This is a genomic window from Vagococcus intermedius (assembly GCF_029144185.1).
Classification (GTDB): domain Bacteria; phylum Bacillota; class Bacilli; order Lactobacillales; family Vagococcaceae; genus Vagococcus_D; species Vagococcus_D intermedius.
Genome location: NZ_CP110232.1, coordinates 741,335 through 760,718 on the forward strand (window position 1 = coordinate 741,335; position 19,384 = coordinate 760,718).

Genomic DNA, 19,384 nt, shown 5'->3' on the forward strand with positions numbered 1-19,384 from the left:
AAAAAATAAATGACAGTAAAAACAACATTTCCAAAAGGTTTCTTATGGGGAGGTGCAACAGCCGCTAACCAGTGTGAGGGTGCTTATGATGTAGATGGTAAAGGATTAACAATTGCTGATGTCTCACCAGGAGGAAAAGAGCGTTTAGGTTTATTAATGTCAGGCGAATTCCCGCTTGAAATTGATAGAGATAATTATACTTATCCAAACCACAAAGGGATTGATTTTTACAATCGTTATAAAGAAGATATTGCAATGTTTGCTGAGATGGGGTTTAAAACATTCCGTATGTCGATCTCTTGGGCACGTATCTTCCCAAATGGGGATGATGCTGAACCAAATGAAGCAGGGTTACGCCACTATGAAAATGTGATTGATGAGCTATTAAAATATGGCATTGAACCAACGATTACAATGTCTCATTATGAAACACCACTAAATCTTGTTAAAGAATATGGTGGTTGGAAAAATCGTGAATTAATTGCATTATTTGAACGTTATGCCAAAGTTATTTTAGAGCGTTTCCACACAAAAGTTAAGTATTGGATGACGTTTAATGAAATTAATACAGGAGTCTTTGGCTCATTCTTTAGTACAGCTATGAGGGAAGCAGTTCCTCAAGATAATTTCCAAGCGTTACATAACCAATTTGTAGCAAGTTCTTTGGCTACTAAAATGGCTCATGAATTAAATCCAAATATAATGATGGGCTGTATGAGTATCTATGCGACTATGTATACGATGGATTCAAATCCATTAACTGCTATTAAGCGTGAAGAAGAAAATCGTCTGCTTAACTACTACTGCAATGACCTACAAGTTCGTGGTGAATACCCAAGTTATGCCTTGAAATATTTTAAAAAAAATGGCATTGAGATAGAAATTGCTGAGGGTGAATTAGCATTAATTAAAGAACATACAGTTGATTATTTATCATTCAGTTACTATATGTCTTCAACTGTAAGTACAGAAGTTGGCGAAGAAGCTCGTGGTAATTTCTTTGGTGGTACTAAAAACCCCTTCCTTAAAGCAAGTGAATGGGGCTGGGAAATTGATCCTGTTGGGTTACGTATAGCTCTTTGTGATTTATATGGTCGTTATGGCGTACCACTATACATTTCTGAAAATGGCTTAGGTGCTAGTGATAACGTAGAAAAAGATGGTTCTATCAATGATGATTACCGTATTGATTATTTAAAATTACACATTGAAGAAATGGCTAAAGCTATTAACATTGATGGTGTTGACCTAATGGCTTACACTCCTTGGGGGTGTATTGATTTAGTCAGTGCTTCAACTGGTGAAATGTCCAAACGATATGGTTTCATCTATGTAGATCTTGATGATGAAGGTCATGGAACGATGAAACGTTCGAAGAAAAAATCATTTAATTGGTATAAAGAAGTCATTACAAATAATGGCTTATAAAAAAGAGGCTCTTTTGAGCCTCTTTTTTATCGGTATGAGTTGCAGATTAGTATTGAGCGCGATTGATTTAATGTTAACCTATGAAAAAGAAAGGCAAAATTAGACAGTTATTTTGAAAGTATATTTGGGTTATTTATAAAGAAAGCGCTTTCTTTATTCTTGACTATTTGCCTTAAGTATTTGTACAATGATGCTAGATAGGAATACATTAGATAAAAAGGCACTCATTAGCTAGACGGGAATCCAGTTAATGAGCCTTGAAGTTGACATCATCAGTGTCTAATCAAGTTGCCATAGTATATGCTACCATTATCTCTAAGAATTGTAAATATTTCTAAGAAGCTTTTTATAAAGTTTCCTGGTTTATTTTGTGGGATGACAGTGCTTTATTTAGCTATGTCAAAGAGGTTGGACAAAAATGTCCATCCTCTTTTTTGGTGTGTTGAAGTAGATGAGCAAGCATGATTTATTTCTATCACTTTTAAATAACTTAAGGAAGTGATGAATGGCAAAAAATAGTATATGGCCCCGACCAATATCATCTGTGATCATTTTTTTCTTATTAATACTTTCAAATAAGCAAAACATAAGCGTTATTAGGATCACTTTTTTATCGAAAGATTCTAGTGTTTGTCATGAGTGCAATCAAAAATTTATTTTGTGAGGTTAAAAATAGTGAAGGAGGTAAGAAAGATGGAAGAAGAGAAAAAGTATTCATTTTTACAACAAGCTTTCGTATTTACTGTCATCATGTTACTGTCAAATGTTGTGTCTAAGTTTTTATTTATTCCGATACCTGCATCTGTATTGGGATTAGTATTTTTATTTTTTGCATTAGTATTTAAGATAATCAAGTTAGAACATGTAGAATCATTAGGAGGATTGTTAACAGGCTTAGTTAGTTTTTTATTTGTTCCCTCAGGCATTTCTGTAGTTAAGTCACTTGGTATTATGAAAGATTCGGGTATTCAAATAGTACTTACTATTTTTATTGCGACTGTTTTATTATTAGCAGTTACAGGTTGGTCAACAATACTGCTATTAAGGATAAGGAAAGTGATTGGTTTGTCAAATAAAAATTAAAAGGAGATGATATCAATGGAAATGACACCCCATTTAGGTATTATGATTTCATTAGTATCGTTTGGAATCGGTAGTTTTTTATTTAAAAAGAGCAAAGGATTTTTCTTATTTACCCCACTATTTGTTGCTATGGTGTTAGGTATTGTTTGTTTGAAGGTGGCTCATATTTCTTATGATGAATATAATCAAGGCGGTAAAATCATAAACTTTTTCTTAGAACCAGCCACTATTGCTTTTGCTATTCCGTTATACAAACAAGTAGACGTATTGAAAAAAAATCTTGTAGAAATATTATTAGCGATTGTTATTGGATCTATTTGTTCTTTAGGCATTGTTTTTATTATAACAAAACAATTAAATGTCTCTAAAGAAGTGATGTTATCACTTTTACCTCAAGCCGCTACAACTGCTATCGCACTGCCAGCATCGGAATCAATTGGTGGCATACCAGCTATTACATCTTTTGCGGTTATTTTTAATGCAGTGATAGTCTACGCTATGGGGAAAATGATACTAAAATTATTTAATATCAAAAATTCAATAGCAAGAGGACTAGCCTTAGGGACTAGTGGACATGCTCTTGGTGTGGCAATAAGTATTGAAATGGGAGAGGTTGAAGCAGCAATGGCAAGTATTGCTGTAGTAGTAGTAGGTGTTGTAACCGTTCTGATAATCCCGCTATTCATTACTATTGTTGGCATATAAAAATTATGCAAAGGAGTGAGTGTGATGTTTGATGATTATTTGAAAGTAGACCCACTTTTATTAGTTGAAGCTTTGCGTGATATTTCAACTATACTAGGAGATAGTGATGATACGCCTATTTCAGGTGCTTTATTTTGTATCAAACATAATTGGGAATTTGATGTTAGAAATAAAATTTGGTCTGCTTTAGACAGATTAATACTGGTCGAACCAGTAGCCAATTTACATTTTTCAACTGTTGATGATTTTTTAAGATCCGAAGTGCCATTGCTTGAAGACCTCACACAAACTGAAATGAAAGTATTGATAAAATCATTTGCTAAAACTGTGAATCTAGAGCTTTATGAATTTAGTCAGTCGATATAGCTGAGACTCATAACTTACTTAATTGTTTAAATTAGTCACTACTTTTTTTATAATAATTTTTAGCTGTTATTCGGTATTGGAAAGGGTGGTTTAGGTTAATTTTAAAAACTCGATGGTAGATTACATGGTTATTTTGAAAATATATTTGAGTTATTTAAAAAGAAAGAAATTTATTTAACCTTGACTATTTGTCTTATTTATTTGTACAATGGCGTCAGATAGAAATAAATCAAATGAAAAAGGCGCTCATTAGCTAGACGGGAATCTAGTTAATAAGCTTTGACTTTGACATCATCAGTGTCTAATCAAGTTGCCATAGTTTATGCTACCACCATCTCTAAGACTTGTAACTATTTCTAAGAGTCTTTTTCTAAAGTTTTTGCAGAGATGACAGTGTTTTATTTAGCTATGTCAAAGAGGTTGGACGAAAGTGTCCAACCTCTTTTTTTATGTGTTTAATCGCATAAGTAAGCTGGATTTATTTCTATCATTATTGTTAGAAGAATGCCAATTACTGTGTATGATGTCAACTGTCTGTTATCTTGTGAAAAGGAAATAAGGAGGAAAAGTTATGACACAACCTATTAATGTTTTTTCAGAAATAGGGAAATTAAAAACAGTTTTATTGCATCGTCCAGGAAAAGAGTTAGAAAACTTAATGCCAGATTATCTTGATGATTTATTGTTTGATGATATTCCTTACCTACCACAGGCACAAAAAGAGCATGATGCTTTTGCCGATTTATTGAGGAAAAAAGGGGTCGAAGTTGTATATTTAGAAGACTTAGCAGCAGAAGCTATTTCTGAACCTGACGTCAGGTCGTCCTTTATTAAAGATTATTTAGAGGAAGCAAATATAAAGGGCACGGGCTTAACACGTATGATTCAAGCTAAATTAGATGCAATTAGAACCAATCGAGAATTGATTGATGTGACAATGGCGGGTATTCCAAAATCTGATTTGGAAGAGTTAAAATCTAAAAGCCTAACGGATATGATTGAATCAGACTATCCTTTTGCAATTGACCCAATGCCGAATCTCTACTTTACTAGAGATCCCTTTGCTACCCTTGGTACAGGTGTGTCTATCAATAAAATGTATTCGGTTACTCGTAGACGAGAGACACTCTACGCTAAATATATTTTTACTTATCATCCAAGATTTAAAGATAGTAATATTCCGATGTTATATGATCGTCATGACTCAACTAGAATTGAAGGCGGAGATGAATTAGTACTATCAAAAGATTTGTTAGCCTTAGGAATGTCACAAAGGACAGATGTAGCATCTATTGAAAAGTTAGCTAAAAATATTTTTGAACAAAAAATTGGCTTTAAACGCTTATTAGCTTTTGATATTGGAAGTAAGCGTAAATTCATGCATTTAGATACTGTTTTCACTATGCTAGATTATGATAAATTTTCAATTCATCCAGAAATAGAAGGAGATTTGACCGTTTATTCTATTTCAGAAACAGTGGACGGGAAAATAGAGATTATCAAAGAATGTGATAGCCTGGAAGCGATTCTCAATAAATATTTAGAAATTGATACAGTTAAGCTAATTCGTTGTGGAGGTAATGATCCTATGGCAGCTGCAAGGGAGCAGTGGAATGATGGTTCAAATACCTTAGCTATTGCGCCAGGGGAAGTCATTGTTTATGATCGGAATCCGGTAACGAATAAAGCTTTAGAAGAAGCTGGTGTTACACTTAATTACATTGCCGGAAGTGAGCTCGTTCGAGGTCGCGGCGGTCCTCGTTGTATGAGTATGCCATTAGTTCGTGAAGACATCTAATAAAGGGGAGACTAACATGACAAGTGTTTTTCAAGATCGGAGTATTTTATCAGAACAGGAATTAACAGCTGAAGAACTAATCTATTTGATTGATTTTTCAATCCATTTAAAAAAATTGAAACAAAAAGGGATTCCTCATCATTATTTAGAAGGCAAAAATATAGCCCTATTATTTGAAAAAAACTCGACTCGTACAAGAGCAGCTTTTACAACAGCTGCGATTGATTTAGGTGCTCACCCAGAATTTTTAGGAAAAAATGATATTCAATTAGGAAAAAAAGAATCGGTTGAAGATACTGCCAAAGTGTTAGGAAGTATGTTTGACGGAATTGAATTTAGAGGGTTTAGTCAAAAAGTAGTAGAGGGGTTAGCGACACATTCAGGTGTACCTGTTTGGAATGGTCTCACAGATGATTGGCATCCAACTCAAATGATAGCTGATTTTATGACTATCAAAGAGCAGTTTGGTTATTTAAAAGGATTGAAATTAGTTTATGTCGGTGATGGACGTAATAATGTGGCAAATAGTTTATTGGTAACCTCAGCGATTTTAGGAGTCAATGTGACCATTTGTTCTCCTGAGTCATTGTTGCCCAAACAGGATATTGTTACAATTGCTCAAGAAAAAGCTAAATTATCAGGTAGCGAGATTTGTTTGACAAGTGATGTTTCAGAAGGAGTCGAAAAAGCAAATATCTTGTATACCGATGTTTGGGTATCGATGGGGGAAGAAGATAAATTTGAAGAACGAGTAGCTTTATTAGCACCTTATCAAATCAACTGTGAGATGATAAATAAAACAAAACAAGCTAAGGGTAATTTGATTATTTTACATTGTTTGCCTGCCTTTCATGATAGTGAGACCGAATATGGCAAGATGGTCCTTGAACAATTTGGTATACAGGAGATGGAGATTACAGATGAAGCTTTCAGAAGCGATTACGGTAGGCAATTTGATGAAGCTGAAAATAGAATGCACTCAATCAAAGCAATCATGGCGGCTACGCTAGGCCACTTATTTATTCCAAAAGTTTAGTAAGAATCACTATAGACGGGGAGGAACAAGTATGACTCAAACAGTGGTGATTGCTTTAGGTGGCAATGCGATTTTGACTGATGACCCTACAGCAGAAGCTCAACAATTAGCATTAAAAAAAACGGTTAAACATCTGATACCATTAGTAAAAAAAGGTTACCGTTTAGTTATTAGTCATGGAAATGGTCCTCAAGTAGGCAATTTGATTTTACAACAAAACGAGGCTGATAGTCCTAGTAATCCAGCGTTACCTTTAGATAGTTGCGTAGCGATGACACAAGGAAGTATCGGTTATTGGTTAGAGCAAGCCTTAAGAAATGAATTACAGAATCAGGGGTTAGAAAATCAGGTTGCAACCATTATGACTCAAGTAGTAGTTGATCAAAAAGATCCAGCATTTCATCATCCTAGTAAACCAATCGGCCCTTTTTATACAGAATCAGAAGCGTGTATATTGAAAGATAAAAAAGTAGGTAGCTACATTGAGGATGCGGGAAGAGGTTGGCGAAAAGTAGTCCCAAGCCCGCGACCAATTGAAATTATTGGTCACCAGATAATTACTTACCTCCTTGAGAAGCAAGTGATTACTATTTCCGCCGGTGGAGGTGGTATTCCTGTTGTTAGGGAACCTTTATTAAGAGGGATTGAAGCAGTCATTGACAAAGACTTCGCCTCTGAAAAACTAGCAGAATTAGTGGGAGCAGATGCTTTAATTATTTTAACAGGCGTAGATTATGTTGCACTTGACTACGGTACTGATAAGCAAAGAGACTTAACAAAAGTCTCTATTTCTGAATTAGAGACATATAAAGAAGCTGGCCAATTTGCCCCAGGTAGTATGTTACCGAAAGTTGAAGCGGTCATAACATTTGTCAAGTCAGGAGCTAATAAAAAAGCGATGATTACATCATTAGAAAAATTAGCACAGTTTGAGTTGGCAGGTGTGGGCACAACAGTCATAAGTGACGGTTAGCCAAGATTACTTGGCGGAAAGTGAGGGAGGAATGTGGTAGCAAAAAAGAAAAAAGATAAAAAGGCGCTATCGTCATTTAGTATCCTTTTTATTATTATTTTTGTACTAGCAATTATTACTTGGGTAGTTGCTGGCAATACTTTTGCTCCAACTGTTCCACCAGGTGGTACAGAAACAGTTGATCATGTAATTGGCGCAAGAATTTCTGATATTATTATGTCACCTTTTAATGGTTTTAGAGATGCCATTGATATTTGTGTCTTTATATTAGTTTTAGGCGGTTTTCTAAATATTGTGACAGAAACAGGCGCCTTAGAGGCAGGAATTCAACATGTTGTAAAAAAATTAAAAGGGAATGAATTAATTATTATTCCTATTTTAATGTTACTATTTTCGATTGGTGGCTCAACCTATGGGGATGGCAGAGGAAACAATTCCTTTTTATATTTTAATTACGGCCACCTTAGTCGCCTCAGGATTTGACACAATTGTAGCAGTCGGAACGATTTTATTAGGAACTAGTGCCGGAATCATTGGCTCAACGGTCAATCCTTTTTCAACAGGCGTCGCGATGGATGCGTTGAAGGGGATAGATATAGATGTAAATACAGGTTTAACGTTACTGATAGGAGCGGTGATTTGGGCAACTACAACGTTATTTAGTATTATGTACATGATGAGTTATGCTAAGAAGGTAAAAGCAGACAAAGGTTCGACGATCTTATCACTTCAAGAACAAGACATCATGATGTCAGAATTTGGTGAAGAAACGAAGGAAGAAGTAGTCTTTACTAAAAAACATAAATTGGTTTTAAGTGTGTTTGCCTTATGTTTTATTGTGATGATTCTTTAATACCATGGAACACCTTTGGTGTTACACTTTTTGAAGGATGGACATCAGTCATTACAGGTGAAAATTTTGGCGATTGGTATTTTGGAGATCTTTCAATGTGGTTTTTCCTTATGGGGATTATTATTGCTGTTATTAATCGCTTTTCTGAGTCTGAGATTATTGATATTTTTTTAGCAGGTGCTAAAGATTTAATTTCTGTGGTGATGATTATTGTGGTAGCTAGGGGAGCCTCAGTTTTAATGTCTCAAACGCATTTAGATTTATATATTTTAGATAAAGCAGCGGGTGGTTTATCCCATCTTTCGCCTATTTTATTTGTGATTATGTCTTACATACTTTATCTAGCCTTAAGCTTCTTAATCCCATCAACTTCTGGTTTGGCTTATGTATCAATTCCTGTAATGGGAGGCCTAGCCCACAGTATTGGTTTAAGTCCAGAGGTTATGATTATGATTTTTGTCTCAGGGTGTGGTCTAATCAATATTATTACTCCGACTTCTGGGGTAGTGATGGGAGGTTTGGAAGCGGCAAAAATTAATTACTCAACGTGGCTCAAATTTATTATCAAACCAATGATTATTATTTCATTAATGAATTTGATTGTACTTGTTATTTCGATGTTACTTGTAACATAAGGTAAAGCTTGTCTGTATTCTTTATGGCATAAAAAGAGGTACTTCTAGAAATACTAGAGGTACCTCTTTTTTCCATCATATAGATAAGTTAGTTTTAAGGAGTATCATCTGATTTAGTCGTATGTGTCATAACCTTTAAAGGTAAATGGGAATCTAAAAATAGTAGTACGGAGAAGTGTTACAGGGTCAGTTATTATAAGCTCTCCTTGTTTGTCAGTACAAAGAAGTTAGTTGGATTAAACACTAAAGCATTAGAAAGTTATTTGTTATTTATAAATGAATCTCGTTTTAAAAATGTATGTTTTGTATAAAGTTAATTGTATAATATAGATAAACTTTAGTGTTAGAAAGTAGGTAAATTATGCAGGACAACTATAAAAATATCATAGAGGCATGGTTAAGAATTGAATATTTGAATACAGGAAAATTAAAGATAAAGGAAAACACATCTAAAGTATCTAGCTTAGAAGGGACAACTTTTTCAGAAGGAAACTTTTTTTTGGAAGATGTCGAACAATATAGTGTCATCTATTTTGGGATTTTTGATGATAATGACTTGGAAAAACAGCTATGTACACTTGTTGATAATGGAAGAAAGCCGATAGGTGAAAAGAAAACTTTGAACTATTCTTTATCTGTAAAGGTTAGTAATGAGGGGGCATATGTTGAGAATAGTATTTTTATACCACAATTACAATATATGCTCAAAAAAATTATGGGTAATGAGATGGATAATATAGGTGAAGATGAGTTAGCCAGATTAGAAAATGAGGCAGTGGGGTTATTTGAAATCGAGTTAAAAAATTTATTTAAAGAAGGATTTACACTAGAAAAATTATTGAGTGTTAATGAAAAAATTGGTAATTATTTTCTGACAATTAATTTACTTAGAGAGGAATGCTATATTTCTTTTGGCGTAAAGAATGAGATTGATTTTAATAGTTTCCTTACATCAGATTTAGAAAAAATATCTAAGTTAGATGAATTACCAAAACAGTTGAAATTATACATTGATGGGCACGATCAGTTTAAAAATATAGATGAGAATGAGAAGGCTATTATGGAAATTTTAAATTTGGAGAACTTGCCAGATGGTAGATGGCCATCAAATAATAATTTCAAACTCTCATTGATGCAGCAGGTTTCGGTTAATCTAGTTCTAAATGAAGAAATAGATATTTTCTCTGTTAATGGCCCACCTGGAACGGGGAAAACAACATTACTTAAAGATATATTTGCTAACCTTGTCATTAAGAGAGCGTGTGAAATGACAAAGTTTTCAAGTCCGAAAGAAGCATATCAGAATAAAGGAGTGGTTTATTCTGATGTTAATAACAAGAAGGGATATAATTTTAGAAGTTATCAATTGGATGACTCAATATGTGGTTATAGTATTGTTGTAGCGTCATCAAATAATAGTGCGGTTGAAAATATTTCAAAGGATTTACCCAAATCTGAAGAATTAATCCATGATAATGATCGGTTTATGTCATCAGATAAGGGGTTTTCTGAGAGCATAAAGGAAGTAAATTATTTTCCTGAATACTTATCTTATATATTTGATAAGACAGGTGCTAAAAAAACAGAGAGTCCTTTTGAAAAATATTGGGGATTATTTTCGGTGAATATGGGGAGATCATCCAATATAAATCAAGTATTAGATCCTTTGCTTTATGGGAAAGAATCAAAGACGGATGGTAAATTAGAAAAACTTAATGATCGTTTGAAATCTTCAAAGACCACTGTAAAAGAGTGGTCTGTAGTATGTGAGAAATTTACTGATATAAAAAATCAAATTGAAGATGAGAAAGTAAAGATAACAAACTATTTGGTTCATTTAAAAAAAGAAAATAAACTTATAATAAAGTTAAACGAACTGGATGCAAATCTAACTATATTAAAAAATGAGATGAATGAAAAGCAAGAAAATATGAAAAGGTTTTATGTAAAGAAAAGTTATTTGATTGAGCAAAAAGAACTACTTCCACGGTTATCTTTTTTTACTAAGTTAATGGTAATATTAGGAATCAAAGTAAATGAATCAGAAGAAGAGTTGAAGAAGAGTCTTAGTGAACTAAATGAAAAAATTAGAGCGTATGAAATTGATGTCGATATGATGAAGGAACAGATAAAAAAAATTGAAATTGAGAAACAAGAAAATAGGATAAAACAAGAAAAATTATCTGAAAGTTTAAAAGAGGAAAGACTTTATTTTCTTGATGACGAAGTAGATACTTTAGAGGGAGAATGGGGACCAGAGTGTTATGATAAAAGACAATTAACGACACCTTTCGTGACTAAGCGATTAAATTATTTGAGGGGAAATTATTTTATTCAGGCAATGAATGTTCATAAGGTTTTTAATGAAATAAACTCACCCTTATTTTGGTCAGCACTCAATGTTCTAAAGAATCGCTCTAAATTAGATATGGCGAGTAGTGAACATAAAGAATTGTTAAAACAGTCATGGCAGATTTTTCATTTGTTAATTCCAGTAGTAAGTACAACTTTTTCAAGCTTGGGTACAATGTATAAAGGGTTAGAAGAAGAGAGTATAGATTATTTGTTTATTGATGAAGCAGGACAAGCAACACCACAAGCCGCTGCTGGGGGTATATGGCGAGCTAAACGTGTGATAGCAGTGGGAGATCCTTCTCAAATTGAACCAGTATTAGGAATAGATCCATCGATTTTAGGAATTATCAAAGAAAAATATCAAATTGAAGATCACTATGCAGGCGAACAAGCTTCTGTTCAAAAATTAGCAGATTATGCGAATAAGTATGGGACGGTAAAACCTGATAAATCAAGAATCGGAGTCCCACTTTGGGTTCATAGAAGATGTTTGAGTCCTATTTTTAACATTTCAAATGAAATATCATATGAAGGTAAGATGGTTCAAGGGGTATCGGGTAAAGAAGGGACAGTCAGATGGTTTGATATTAAAGGTAAAGCGACTGATAAGTATGTATTAGAACAGAGCCAATGTTTATTAGAGGAATTGAAAAAAGCGACAAATCTGAGTGATATTTACATCATTTCTCCTTTCAAAAATGTTGTTGACAAAACAAAAGAATTTTTAAGAGAGAATAGTTCTTATTTAGCTGAAAATGAGGGGATTAAAATAAAAGATTGGATTAATAAATCAATTGGAACCGTTCATACCTTTCAAGGGAAAGAAGCACCTATTGTTTATTTTATTTGTGGAACAGATATAGACTCTGAAGGAGCTGCAAATTGGTCATGTCAAACAGCGAATATAATAAATGTAGCAGTAACAAGAGCTAAGAAGGAGTTCTATATCATTGGTGATTATAGTAGATTTAGTGGCAAACCTTTTTACCAAACGCTTGCAAAGTACAGTGAAAATCCTATTAAAAACCAGCCGGATGAAATGTAAACCCAGTTATTTTTCAATTAAGAAACATAGAATCTCTATCGTGAATACGCTTACTTAAAAATTATAGTATGTTATACTTTAAATGACAATTTATCACATATTTTGATTCACCTTTACCACAATTCAATATTGTCAAGGTTCATATGTATTTTCTTTTATAAAATGGAAGAGGGGTTTATATGAAAAAAGTAAAAAAAATTGGGTTATTGATATCGGTAGTAGCAATGAGTGTGTTGACTTTAACCGCTTGTGGGAAAAATGAAGACACGTCTGATGAAAAGGCACAAGGGTCAGAACCTGTTACGATTTATTTAACACGACATGGTGAGACACTGTTTAATTTAACCTCAAAAGTCCAAGGCTGGTCTGATACACCACTTACTGAAAAAGGTGAGGAAGTAGCAGATGCGTTGGGAAAAGGCTTGAAAGCAGAAAAAATCACCTTCGATTCAGCTTACTCTAGTGACTTGAAACGAGCCTACGATACAGCGTCACATGTCTTAGCAAACACAGGTCAAAAGGATCTTAAAGTAACCTATGATGAAGGTCTAAGAGAAGCTTCCTATGGCTCGTTTGAGGGTGATAGAATTGCAGAATCAAGTGTTAAACTAGCTGAAAAAAATGGCTATAAAGATGGTGAAGAGTTTGAAGCAAAAACAGGAAAAATGTATTGGAATGAATTAGCAAATACCTATAAAGAATTAGATGAAATAGGAATTGCAGAAGATTCTAAGATGATCATTGACCGCATGACAAAAACGCTTGAAAAGATCGGTAAAACTGAAAGCGAAGCGGGGAATAAAAATGTCCTTGTAGTCAGTCACGGTATGGCAATTAATGTCATGTTATCAAGTTTATCAGACCAGTATGAAGGTAAACCACTAAAAAATGTGAGTGTCACTAAAATCATTTATGATAATGGTAAACTAAAAGTCGAAACAATCGGTGACAATCATTACTTTGAAGAAGGCTTGAAGCTATAATAAAGAGTTACGCGTTGGATGTCGCATGTAAGGGTGAAAAACTGAATAAAGGGAATTGTCAGATTAAATTTATTAAAAAGTAAGAGACTTATTATAGATTAAAAAAACGTAAAAGTTCATGTATGATATAACATGATTTTTACGTTTTTTTATAGTCACTTTATATTTTTTGATAAGCGGTAAATGAGGCTGACTTGAAGCCTGCTGCAATTCATTTTCTAAAACAATTAAAACGTCAGCTTAAATATACGTTGGAATTAAGTAGGAGTTCCCTCAATTGCTAGTTAATATTATATGAAAAGGTGAATAGCCTCTATGCTGATCCCATTTTAACATTCTTGTTTGGTAGCGGTAATATCAATTTCTCTAATCGTAACATTTTGTGGCATATCGTAAATAAATTTGACGGTCTGAGCAACGTGAATAGGGTCTAGCGTCACCCCACCCATTGTTTGCTTCCAACTATTGTAATCTGAAAGAGCCTGTTGATCTGTAGTGTGAGATAAAAGTTCTGTCTCGGCTGCACCAGGCGCAACGAGGGAGATGCGAACATTATGACTAGCAACTTCTTGTCGAACCGTTTCGGTTGCACCGTGAATACCAAATTTTGAAGCGACATAAGCAGCGTGGTTGGTAAAAGCTTTGAAGCCTGCGATTGAAGACATATTAATAATCGTTCCCTGTTTATTTTGTTTCATTGTCTCTAACACAATACTCATACCGTTTAATACGCCTAAGACATTAGTTGTTAACATGGTATCCCATTCACTAGGGTCTTGTGTTTCTAAGTTTCCTAATAACATAACCCCTGCATTGTTAACAAGTAAATCAGTAGGACCATAAGTCTCTTCTGCAGATTTTATTGCAGCTGTAAAGTCGTCTAAGTTGGTAACATCAACTTGTTTAATTAGAACAGTACTAAAATCTAAGGGTAAGGCCTCTATCTTATCGACACGACGTCCAAGTAAAAGCATTGGAAACCCTGCTTGATTAAATAATTTGGCGATTTCTGCACCGAAGCCAGAACTTGCTCCTGTAATAACGATTAATGGTTTAGTAGTCATTTTTGTTCCTCTTTTCTTTGTGATACACTGTAGCATATCACTTGGAGTAAGCTCCAAGTCAAGGAGGGAATTATGAAAAAATATACGATTGGTGAAATTGCTAAAAAATATGATGTCTCGACAGATACTTTACGATATTACGACAAAGAAGGGCTTCTTCCATTTGTAAAAAAAGATAAGGCCAATAGACGTTATTTTTTAGAAAGTGATTTTCAATATTTAGATACCATACTGTGTTTAAAACGAGCAGGTGTTGAAGTGAAACAAATTGCGTTGTTTATTAGTCTTTGTTTACAAGGTGATTGTACTTTAGAGTCTCGTTATGATTTTATTAAACAGCAAGAAAAGGAATTAGAAGCTAAAATAGCTCGCTTGTCAGAAAGTTTGGATTATTTAAGATGGAAAAAGTGGTATTATGCAGAAGCAAATAAGGCTAAAACGGAAGAAATATTTTTCGAGGATGGGACGACACAAGTGGATTCGAAATTTTATGAAGAGTATTTAAAAAATAAATGAGTAAGGTATCGGTTAATATAACGTAAGGATTACTTTAAGTGATTAATGGTGTTGGGTGTTTTTACCAAAAATTTTCTTAATCACTCGGTAGCCAAAAGAGACGAGCAAATTGACTACTAAGGGCATCAAACAATAAAGCCAAGCGAGTAATGAAGACTCTCCATAGTAAACAATAAAAAAAAGAATAAGAATAAATGTGATACATATGCCGGCAAGTGGGAGTGACTTAGTAAAGTAACCATCAAATTTTTTCATAGAGTTATCTCCTTTTTAATTGACTTAAGCGCTAAGGAAGAAGTGAATAGTCTATCTATCTTGGATTATACCCATTAGCACTAGGTATTTTCAAGAGAAAGGTTGATTTCACATTTGTAAGGGGTGTTAGAGAAAGCAAGTATTTTTGTAGAGAAGTATCCACGCGTGTGCTTACTCATTATGTAGTTCAGGGTTAAGTGAATTAAAATAATTAGTTGAATTTATTATGTAGGTTGTTTCTTTGGTGTCATTATTTAAGTGTAGAAGTAGTTAGTCTTAAAAAGAAGTAAGTATGTTCATTGTAAAAATAAAACTGAACCTTATTCAGATGAGATGTTAAACGCTAATTAAAAAAGCACCTGTTTTTTTACAATGCACCTCTTTTAGATTTAAGGTATAATAATTAGCGTAGATTAAACGGAAGTGTAGGTGAAAAGTAGTGGAGAGAATATCTTATTCAGATCGGTACTTCAATATAAAAGAGGCATTGACGAAACAAGAACGTGAGGCAGGGGAATATATTCTTAAACATTTGGGAAGCATTGACCAGTTGAGCATTCAAGAATTATCGAAGAAAGCCTATGTATCAAGTGCTACTGTGACACGCTTGTCACGCAAACTGAATTATACGAACTTTTCGGAGTTGAAAAGTTATATTAGAGAAGAGTGTGCCAAAGAACGTAACTCTAAAAAAACGCTAGAACCACCAATTGCCACTTATTATAAACAAATGCTTCGATCGGTAAATACCTTGGTTCATCGAGAATCATTAGAACAGCTCGTTAGTCTAGTCAAGAGTGCACGTAAACTTGTATTAGTTGGGATAGGTAGTTCAGGTTTAACCGCGACAGAGGCCAAGCTACACCTTTCTAGAATGGGATTCTTAGTGGACTGTATCAGTGACCCTCATATGATGAAGATGAGTGCGACTTTACTGACTAAGGCTGATTTGATTATTTGTATTTCAAATTCAGGTGAAACACAGGCGATATTAGAAACTGTTAAGATTGCGAAAGGAAATGGGACAACCGTTGTCTCACTAACCAATAGTTCTTATAGTAGTTTAGCAAAAGCATCTGATTTAAACTTAGCAACAGCAAGTATTGAAACAATTGATGATTCTCGCTTTATTAATAGTCAATTTACAAATATTTTTATTTTAGACTGTCTTTTTTATGAGTTACTTGAGACGCCAATCTATGCTGATAATCGTAGTAAAACATTAAGGGTCTTATAAAAAAAGAACTTAGCTCTCTAGAGAGCCAAGTTCTTTTTTTATTTGATTGCATCAACGAAAGTTTTGGTAATAAGTTGTGGGCGAGTAATTGAGCTACCGACAACGGCACTGTGTACGCCTAATTCTAAAACACGGGCTAGTTTTTCAGGGGTATTAATATTACCTTCTGCTATTAGAGGGACCGATACAACGGCAATCATTTCTTTTAAAATAGCAAAATCATCTGCTGAAACATCTAAGTGACTGGATTCTTTGGTGTAACCAATAAGTGTACTTGACACACAATCAAATCCGATTTCAGCTGCATATTTAGCTTCTTCAACTAGAGCAACATCGCCCATTAACAACGTGTTAGGGTATTTTTCTTTTGCATATTTTACAACATCAGCTAACTCTTCATTATGAGGTCGTTTGCGACTTGTTGCATCTAGAGCAATCATTTCGCAACCAGATGTTGCTAATTCATCAATTTCTTTTTTTGTTGCAGTAATAAAAACTTCTGAATCAGGATAGTCACGCTTGATGATCCCGATAACAGGTAAGTCAACTTCTTTTTTGATTGCTTTTATATCAACAACTGAGTTAGCTCTAATACCAGAAGCGCCACCTTCTTGAGCAGCTACAGCCATCCGTGACATGATATATGAGCTATGTAAAGGTTCATTATCAAGTGCTTGGCAAGATACAACAAGGTTACCTTTAATTTTTTCTAACATAAATTTATTCTCCCATCAATTCTTCAATTTCATTTTTTATGATTGTTACTTGTGGTCCGTAAATGACCTGAATACCATTTCCTTTTGCAACGACACCTTTGGCACCGGTTGTTTTTAATTTTTCTTCAGAAACTTGTGTGCCATCTTTGACAGTAACACGTAAACGAGTTGCACAGCAGTCGACAGTATCTAAGTTTTTAAGTCCACCTAGACCTTCTGTAATAGCTAAAGCACGGTCACTTACGTTACCGGTTGCTGTGTCTTTCGTTAGTGTTTCTTCACGACCAGGGGTTTTAAAATTAAATTTCTTAATTAAGAAGCTAAAGCTAAAGAAGTATAAAAAGAACCATGGGATCCCGACTAATAACACACGAATCCAGTTCGTTTTGTCATTACCTTGCAAGACTCCAAATAAAATGTAGTCAATAAAACCACCAGAAAATGTTTGGCCGATTGTAATATTTAAGATATGAGCTAACATAAATGCTAAACCATCAAAGAATGCATGAACAACATATAACGCAGGTGCAATAAATAAGAATGAGAATTCTAATGGTTCAGTAATCCCTGTTAAAAATGAGGTAAGTGCAGCGGTCAACATTAGCCCACCAACAATTTTTTTATTTTCAGGTTTAGCACATTTATAAATAGCAAAGGCTGCACCTAATAAACCAAACATCATGGTAATAAAACGCCCTGACATAAAACGAGCAGTCCCTTCAAAGAAGGCTGTTGTGTTAGGGTCACCTAGTTGTGCAAAGAAAATATTTTGAGTCCCTTGGAATACTTTTCCACCAACTTCTAATGTACCACCTAGAGCTGTTTGCCAGAATGGTAAATAGAAGATATGGTGTAAACCGAAAGGTCCTAATAAACGTAAAATAAAACCATAGAAGAAAGTTCCAATATAACCGGTTGCGTTTACAATATCGCCAATTTTAAAGATACCACTTTGAAAAATAGGCCAGATAAAATACATGACCGTTCCTAAAATAATAGCAGCAAAAGCTGTAATAATTGGGACAAAACGTGAGCCACCAAAGAACCCTAAAAATTGAGGCAATTCAGTTTTGTTAAAGCGGTTATGCAAGTAAGCAGTCATAATCCCTACAACTAATCCCCCAAATACACCTGATTCAAGAGTTTGAATTCCAAGAGACATTCCTTGTCCTGCACTAGCCAGTTCAGAAGGATCTGCTAGTTTTCCAGCAATACCTAAAATAGAACCAATGGTAGCATTCATGACTAAATAACCAAGTAAAGAAGCGAGTGCCGCTGTTCCTTTATCAGATTTTGCTAGGCCAACAGCAACCCCAACAGCAAATAATACAGGTAAGTTACCAAATACGATACTACCAGCTGCTGACATGACGCTAAAGATTGCCTGTAACCATTGGACATCAAGTATTGGATAAGCCGTCACTGTATTAGGGTTAGAAAAAGCACCCCCGATGCCTAATAGTAAACCCGCTGCTGGTAAAACTGCTATGGGCAACATAAATGATTTACCAAATTGCTGAGCTTTTTCAAATAAATTTTTCATTTCATCTCTCCTTTTTGATATTTTTTTCAAAGTAATAATATCATATGTGAAAAATATCTGCAATCGGTTTCTAAAAAAAGATAAAAAACACCCCATTCCTATAAGAAAGAGGCTCTTATTTTATTTAACTGGTAAAACATTAAAAACCAACTTATCATGTCATGCTATATTTTCAGGAACGGTTGTGATAGTTGCCACTCTCTCCATAGTTGTCGTAACAATGACAAATGGTGAAGAAGTGGCTGTTTTATTAAGTTGTTTAACTCCATAATGACTAACTAAGCCTCTAAATTGACGGGGGAACTCTCCGTTAAAAGTATATCAAAAAATATTTAATCTAAAGAAATTATCTCGATTATTATGTGGTTAGGTGTTTAAATCGGATGCTATTAAAATAAAAATAGCCTGCTTAGCTGAAAAAATAGTTGTATTAATTCTGGTTACTGGTGAGATAGTAATGAAAGGATCTTTAGGTTTTTGATAAAAAAACAATAATAGGATATAAAATGAAAAAAATATCAATTATTTGGATGTTAGCGTAAAAAAAAACGACCTCTTTAATTGCTAGTGTGGTCGTTTTTTCACGTATTTTTTAGTTGCTGTTGTTTTAGCAAAATTGCTAATTGTGGCTGTCTGTTTGTGACGTGTTGTAATCTGGTCATCACCTGGCGGAGTTTTTCCTTGTTTTCTAGCAATCAAACGTTTGGCTTTTTCTTGTTGTGTGTCGTTCATCCTGTCACTCCTTCATAGAATAATGAGTCTATTATAGCATTTATATAACTATCAGGTTTAT

The 19,384-nt window shown here is 34.2% G+C and carries 16 protein-coding genes and 1 pseudogene; 12 read left to right on the top strand and 5 right to left on the bottom strand.

Features of this window, described 5'->3' with window-relative positions; genetic code table 11:
• Positions 1-9 precede the first annotated feature (9 nt).
• The 10 genes and pseudogenes from OL234_RS03395 (at position 10) to OL234_RS03440 (ending at position 13,260) form a co-directional block, all read left to right on the top strand.
• On the top strand, positions 10-1,428 hold the full coding sequence (locus OL234_RS03395; protein WP_275469768.1) for a glycoside hydrolase family 1 protein: 1,419 nt from the start codon (positions 10-12) through the stop codon (positions 1,426-1,428).
• Positions 1,429-2,121: 693 nt separating this feature from the next.
• Positions 2,122-2,511 carry an antiholin-like murein hydrolase modulator LrgA gene (gene lrgA / locus OL234_RS03400; RefSeq protein WP_275469769.1) on the top strand — a complete coding sequence of 130 codons (390 nt, stop codon included), beginning with the start codon at positions 2,122-2,124 and terminating at the stop codon, positions 2,509-2,511.
• 21 nt (positions 2,512-2,532) lie between these two features.
• A complete protein-coding gene (gene lrgB, locus OL234_RS03405; RefSeq protein ID WP_275470107.1) occupies positions 2,533-3,216 on the top strand; it encodes an antiholin-like protein LrgB in 684 nt (227 codons plus the stop codon).
• Positions 3,217-3,240: 24 nt separating this feature from the next.
• Positions 3,241-3,582, top strand: coding sequence for a hypothetical protein (locus OL234_RS03410; RefSeq protein WP_275469770.1), 342 nt, complete (start codon positions 3,241-3,243; stop codon positions 3,580-3,582).
• Between the two features lie 571 nt (positions 3,583-4,153).
• Entirely contained in the window at positions 4,154-5,380 is a 1,227-nt protein-coding gene (gene arcA, locus OL234_RS03415; protein ID WP_275469771.1) for an arginine deiminase, read from the top strand.
• Between the two features lie 16 nt (positions 5,381-5,396).
• Entirely contained in the window at positions 5,397-6,416 is a 1,020-nt protein-coding gene (gene argF / locus OL234_RS03420; protein WP_275469772.1) for an ornithine carbamoyltransferase, read from the top strand.
• A 31-nt stretch (positions 6,417-6,447) separates the two neighbouring features.
• The gene (gene arcC, locus OL234_RS03425; RefSeq protein ID WP_275469773.1) at positions 6,448-7,389 is read left to right on the top strand and encodes a carbamate kinase; all 942 of its coding nucleotides are present in this window, start codon (positions 6,448-6,450) and stop codon (positions 7,387-7,389) included.
• A 33-nt stretch (positions 7,390-7,422) separates the two neighbouring features.
• A pseudogene (locus tag OL234_RS03430) lies at positions 7,423-8,877 on the top strand (YfcC family protein).
• A 361-nt stretch (positions 8,878-9,238) separates the two neighbouring features.
• The gene (locus OL234_RS03435) at positions 9,239-12,277 is read left to right on the top strand and encodes a DEAD/DEAH box helicase (RefSeq protein ID WP_275469774.1); all 3,039 of its coding nucleotides are present in this window, start codon (positions 9,239-9,241) and stop codon (positions 12,275-12,277) included.
• 179 nt (positions 12,278-12,456) lie between these two features.
• Positions 12,457-13,260: a histidine phosphatase family protein gene (locus OL234_RS03440; RefSeq protein WP_275469775.1), complete on the top strand. Its 804-nt coding sequence runs from the start codon at positions 12,457-12,459 to the stop codon at positions 13,258-13,260.
• A gap of 329 nt (positions 13,261-13,589) precedes the next feature.
• Here the strand turns inward: OL234_RS03440 and OL234_RS03445 are convergent, their stop codons facing one another.
• Positions 13,590-14,324: an SDR family oxidoreductase gene (locus OL234_RS03445; RefSeq protein WP_275469776.1), complete on the bottom strand. Its 735-nt coding sequence runs from the start codon at positions 14,322-14,324 to the stop codon at positions 13,590-13,592.
• Positions 14,325-14,396: 72 nt separating this feature from the next.
• Between OL234_RS03445 and OL234_RS03450 the strand changes: the two genes are divergently transcribed.
• The gene (locus OL234_RS03450) at positions 14,397-14,840 is read left to right on the top strand and encodes a MerR family transcriptional regulator (protein ID WP_275469777.1); all 444 of its coding nucleotides are present in this window, start codon (positions 14,397-14,399) and stop codon (positions 14,838-14,840) included.
• A 42-nt stretch (positions 14,841-14,882) separates the two neighbouring features.
• Here OL234_RS03450 and OL234_RS03455 read toward each other — a convergent pair whose 3' ends face one another.
• Positions 14,883-15,095 carry a hypothetical protein gene (locus OL234_RS03455; protein WP_275469778.1) on the bottom strand — a complete coding sequence of 71 codons (213 nt, stop codon included), beginning with the start codon at positions 15,093-15,095 and terminating at the stop codon, positions 14,883-14,885.
• A gap of 439 nt (positions 15,096-15,534) precedes the next feature.
• Between OL234_RS03455 and OL234_RS03460 the strand changes: the two genes are divergently transcribed.
• Positions 15,535-16,332 carry a MurR/RpiR family transcriptional regulator gene (locus OL234_RS03460; RefSeq protein ID WP_275469779.1) on the top strand — a complete coding sequence of 266 codons (798 nt, stop codon included), beginning with the start codon at positions 15,535-15,537 and terminating at the stop codon, positions 16,330-16,332.
• Positions 16,333-16,370: 38 nt separating this feature from the next.
• Here OL234_RS03460 and OL234_RS03465 read toward each other — a convergent pair whose 3' ends face one another.
• The 3 genes from OL234_RS03465 to OL234_RS03475 form a co-directional block, all read right to left on the bottom strand.
• Positions 16,371-17,048 (bottom strand): N-acetylmannosamine-6-phosphate 2-epimerase, encoded by a 678-nt coding sequence (locus OL234_RS03465; RefSeq protein ID WP_275469780.1) that lies wholly within the window; start codon positions 17,046-17,048, stop codon positions 16,371-16,373.
• 4 nt (positions 17,049-17,052) lie between these two features.
• Positions 17,053-18,591 carry a PTS transporter subunit EIIC gene (locus OL234_RS03470; RefSeq protein ID WP_275469781.1) on the bottom strand — a complete coding sequence of 513 codons (1,539 nt, stop codon included), beginning with the start codon at positions 18,589-18,591 and terminating at the stop codon, positions 17,053-17,055.
• A 564-nt stretch (positions 18,592-19,155) separates the two neighbouring features.
• Positions 19,156-19,323 carry a hypothetical protein gene (locus tag OL234_RS03475; protein ID WP_275469782.1) on the bottom strand — a complete coding sequence of 56 codons (168 nt, stop codon included), beginning with the start codon at positions 19,321-19,323 and terminating at the stop codon, positions 19,156-19,158.
• Between the last annotated feature and the right edge of the window lie 61 nt (positions 19,324-19,384).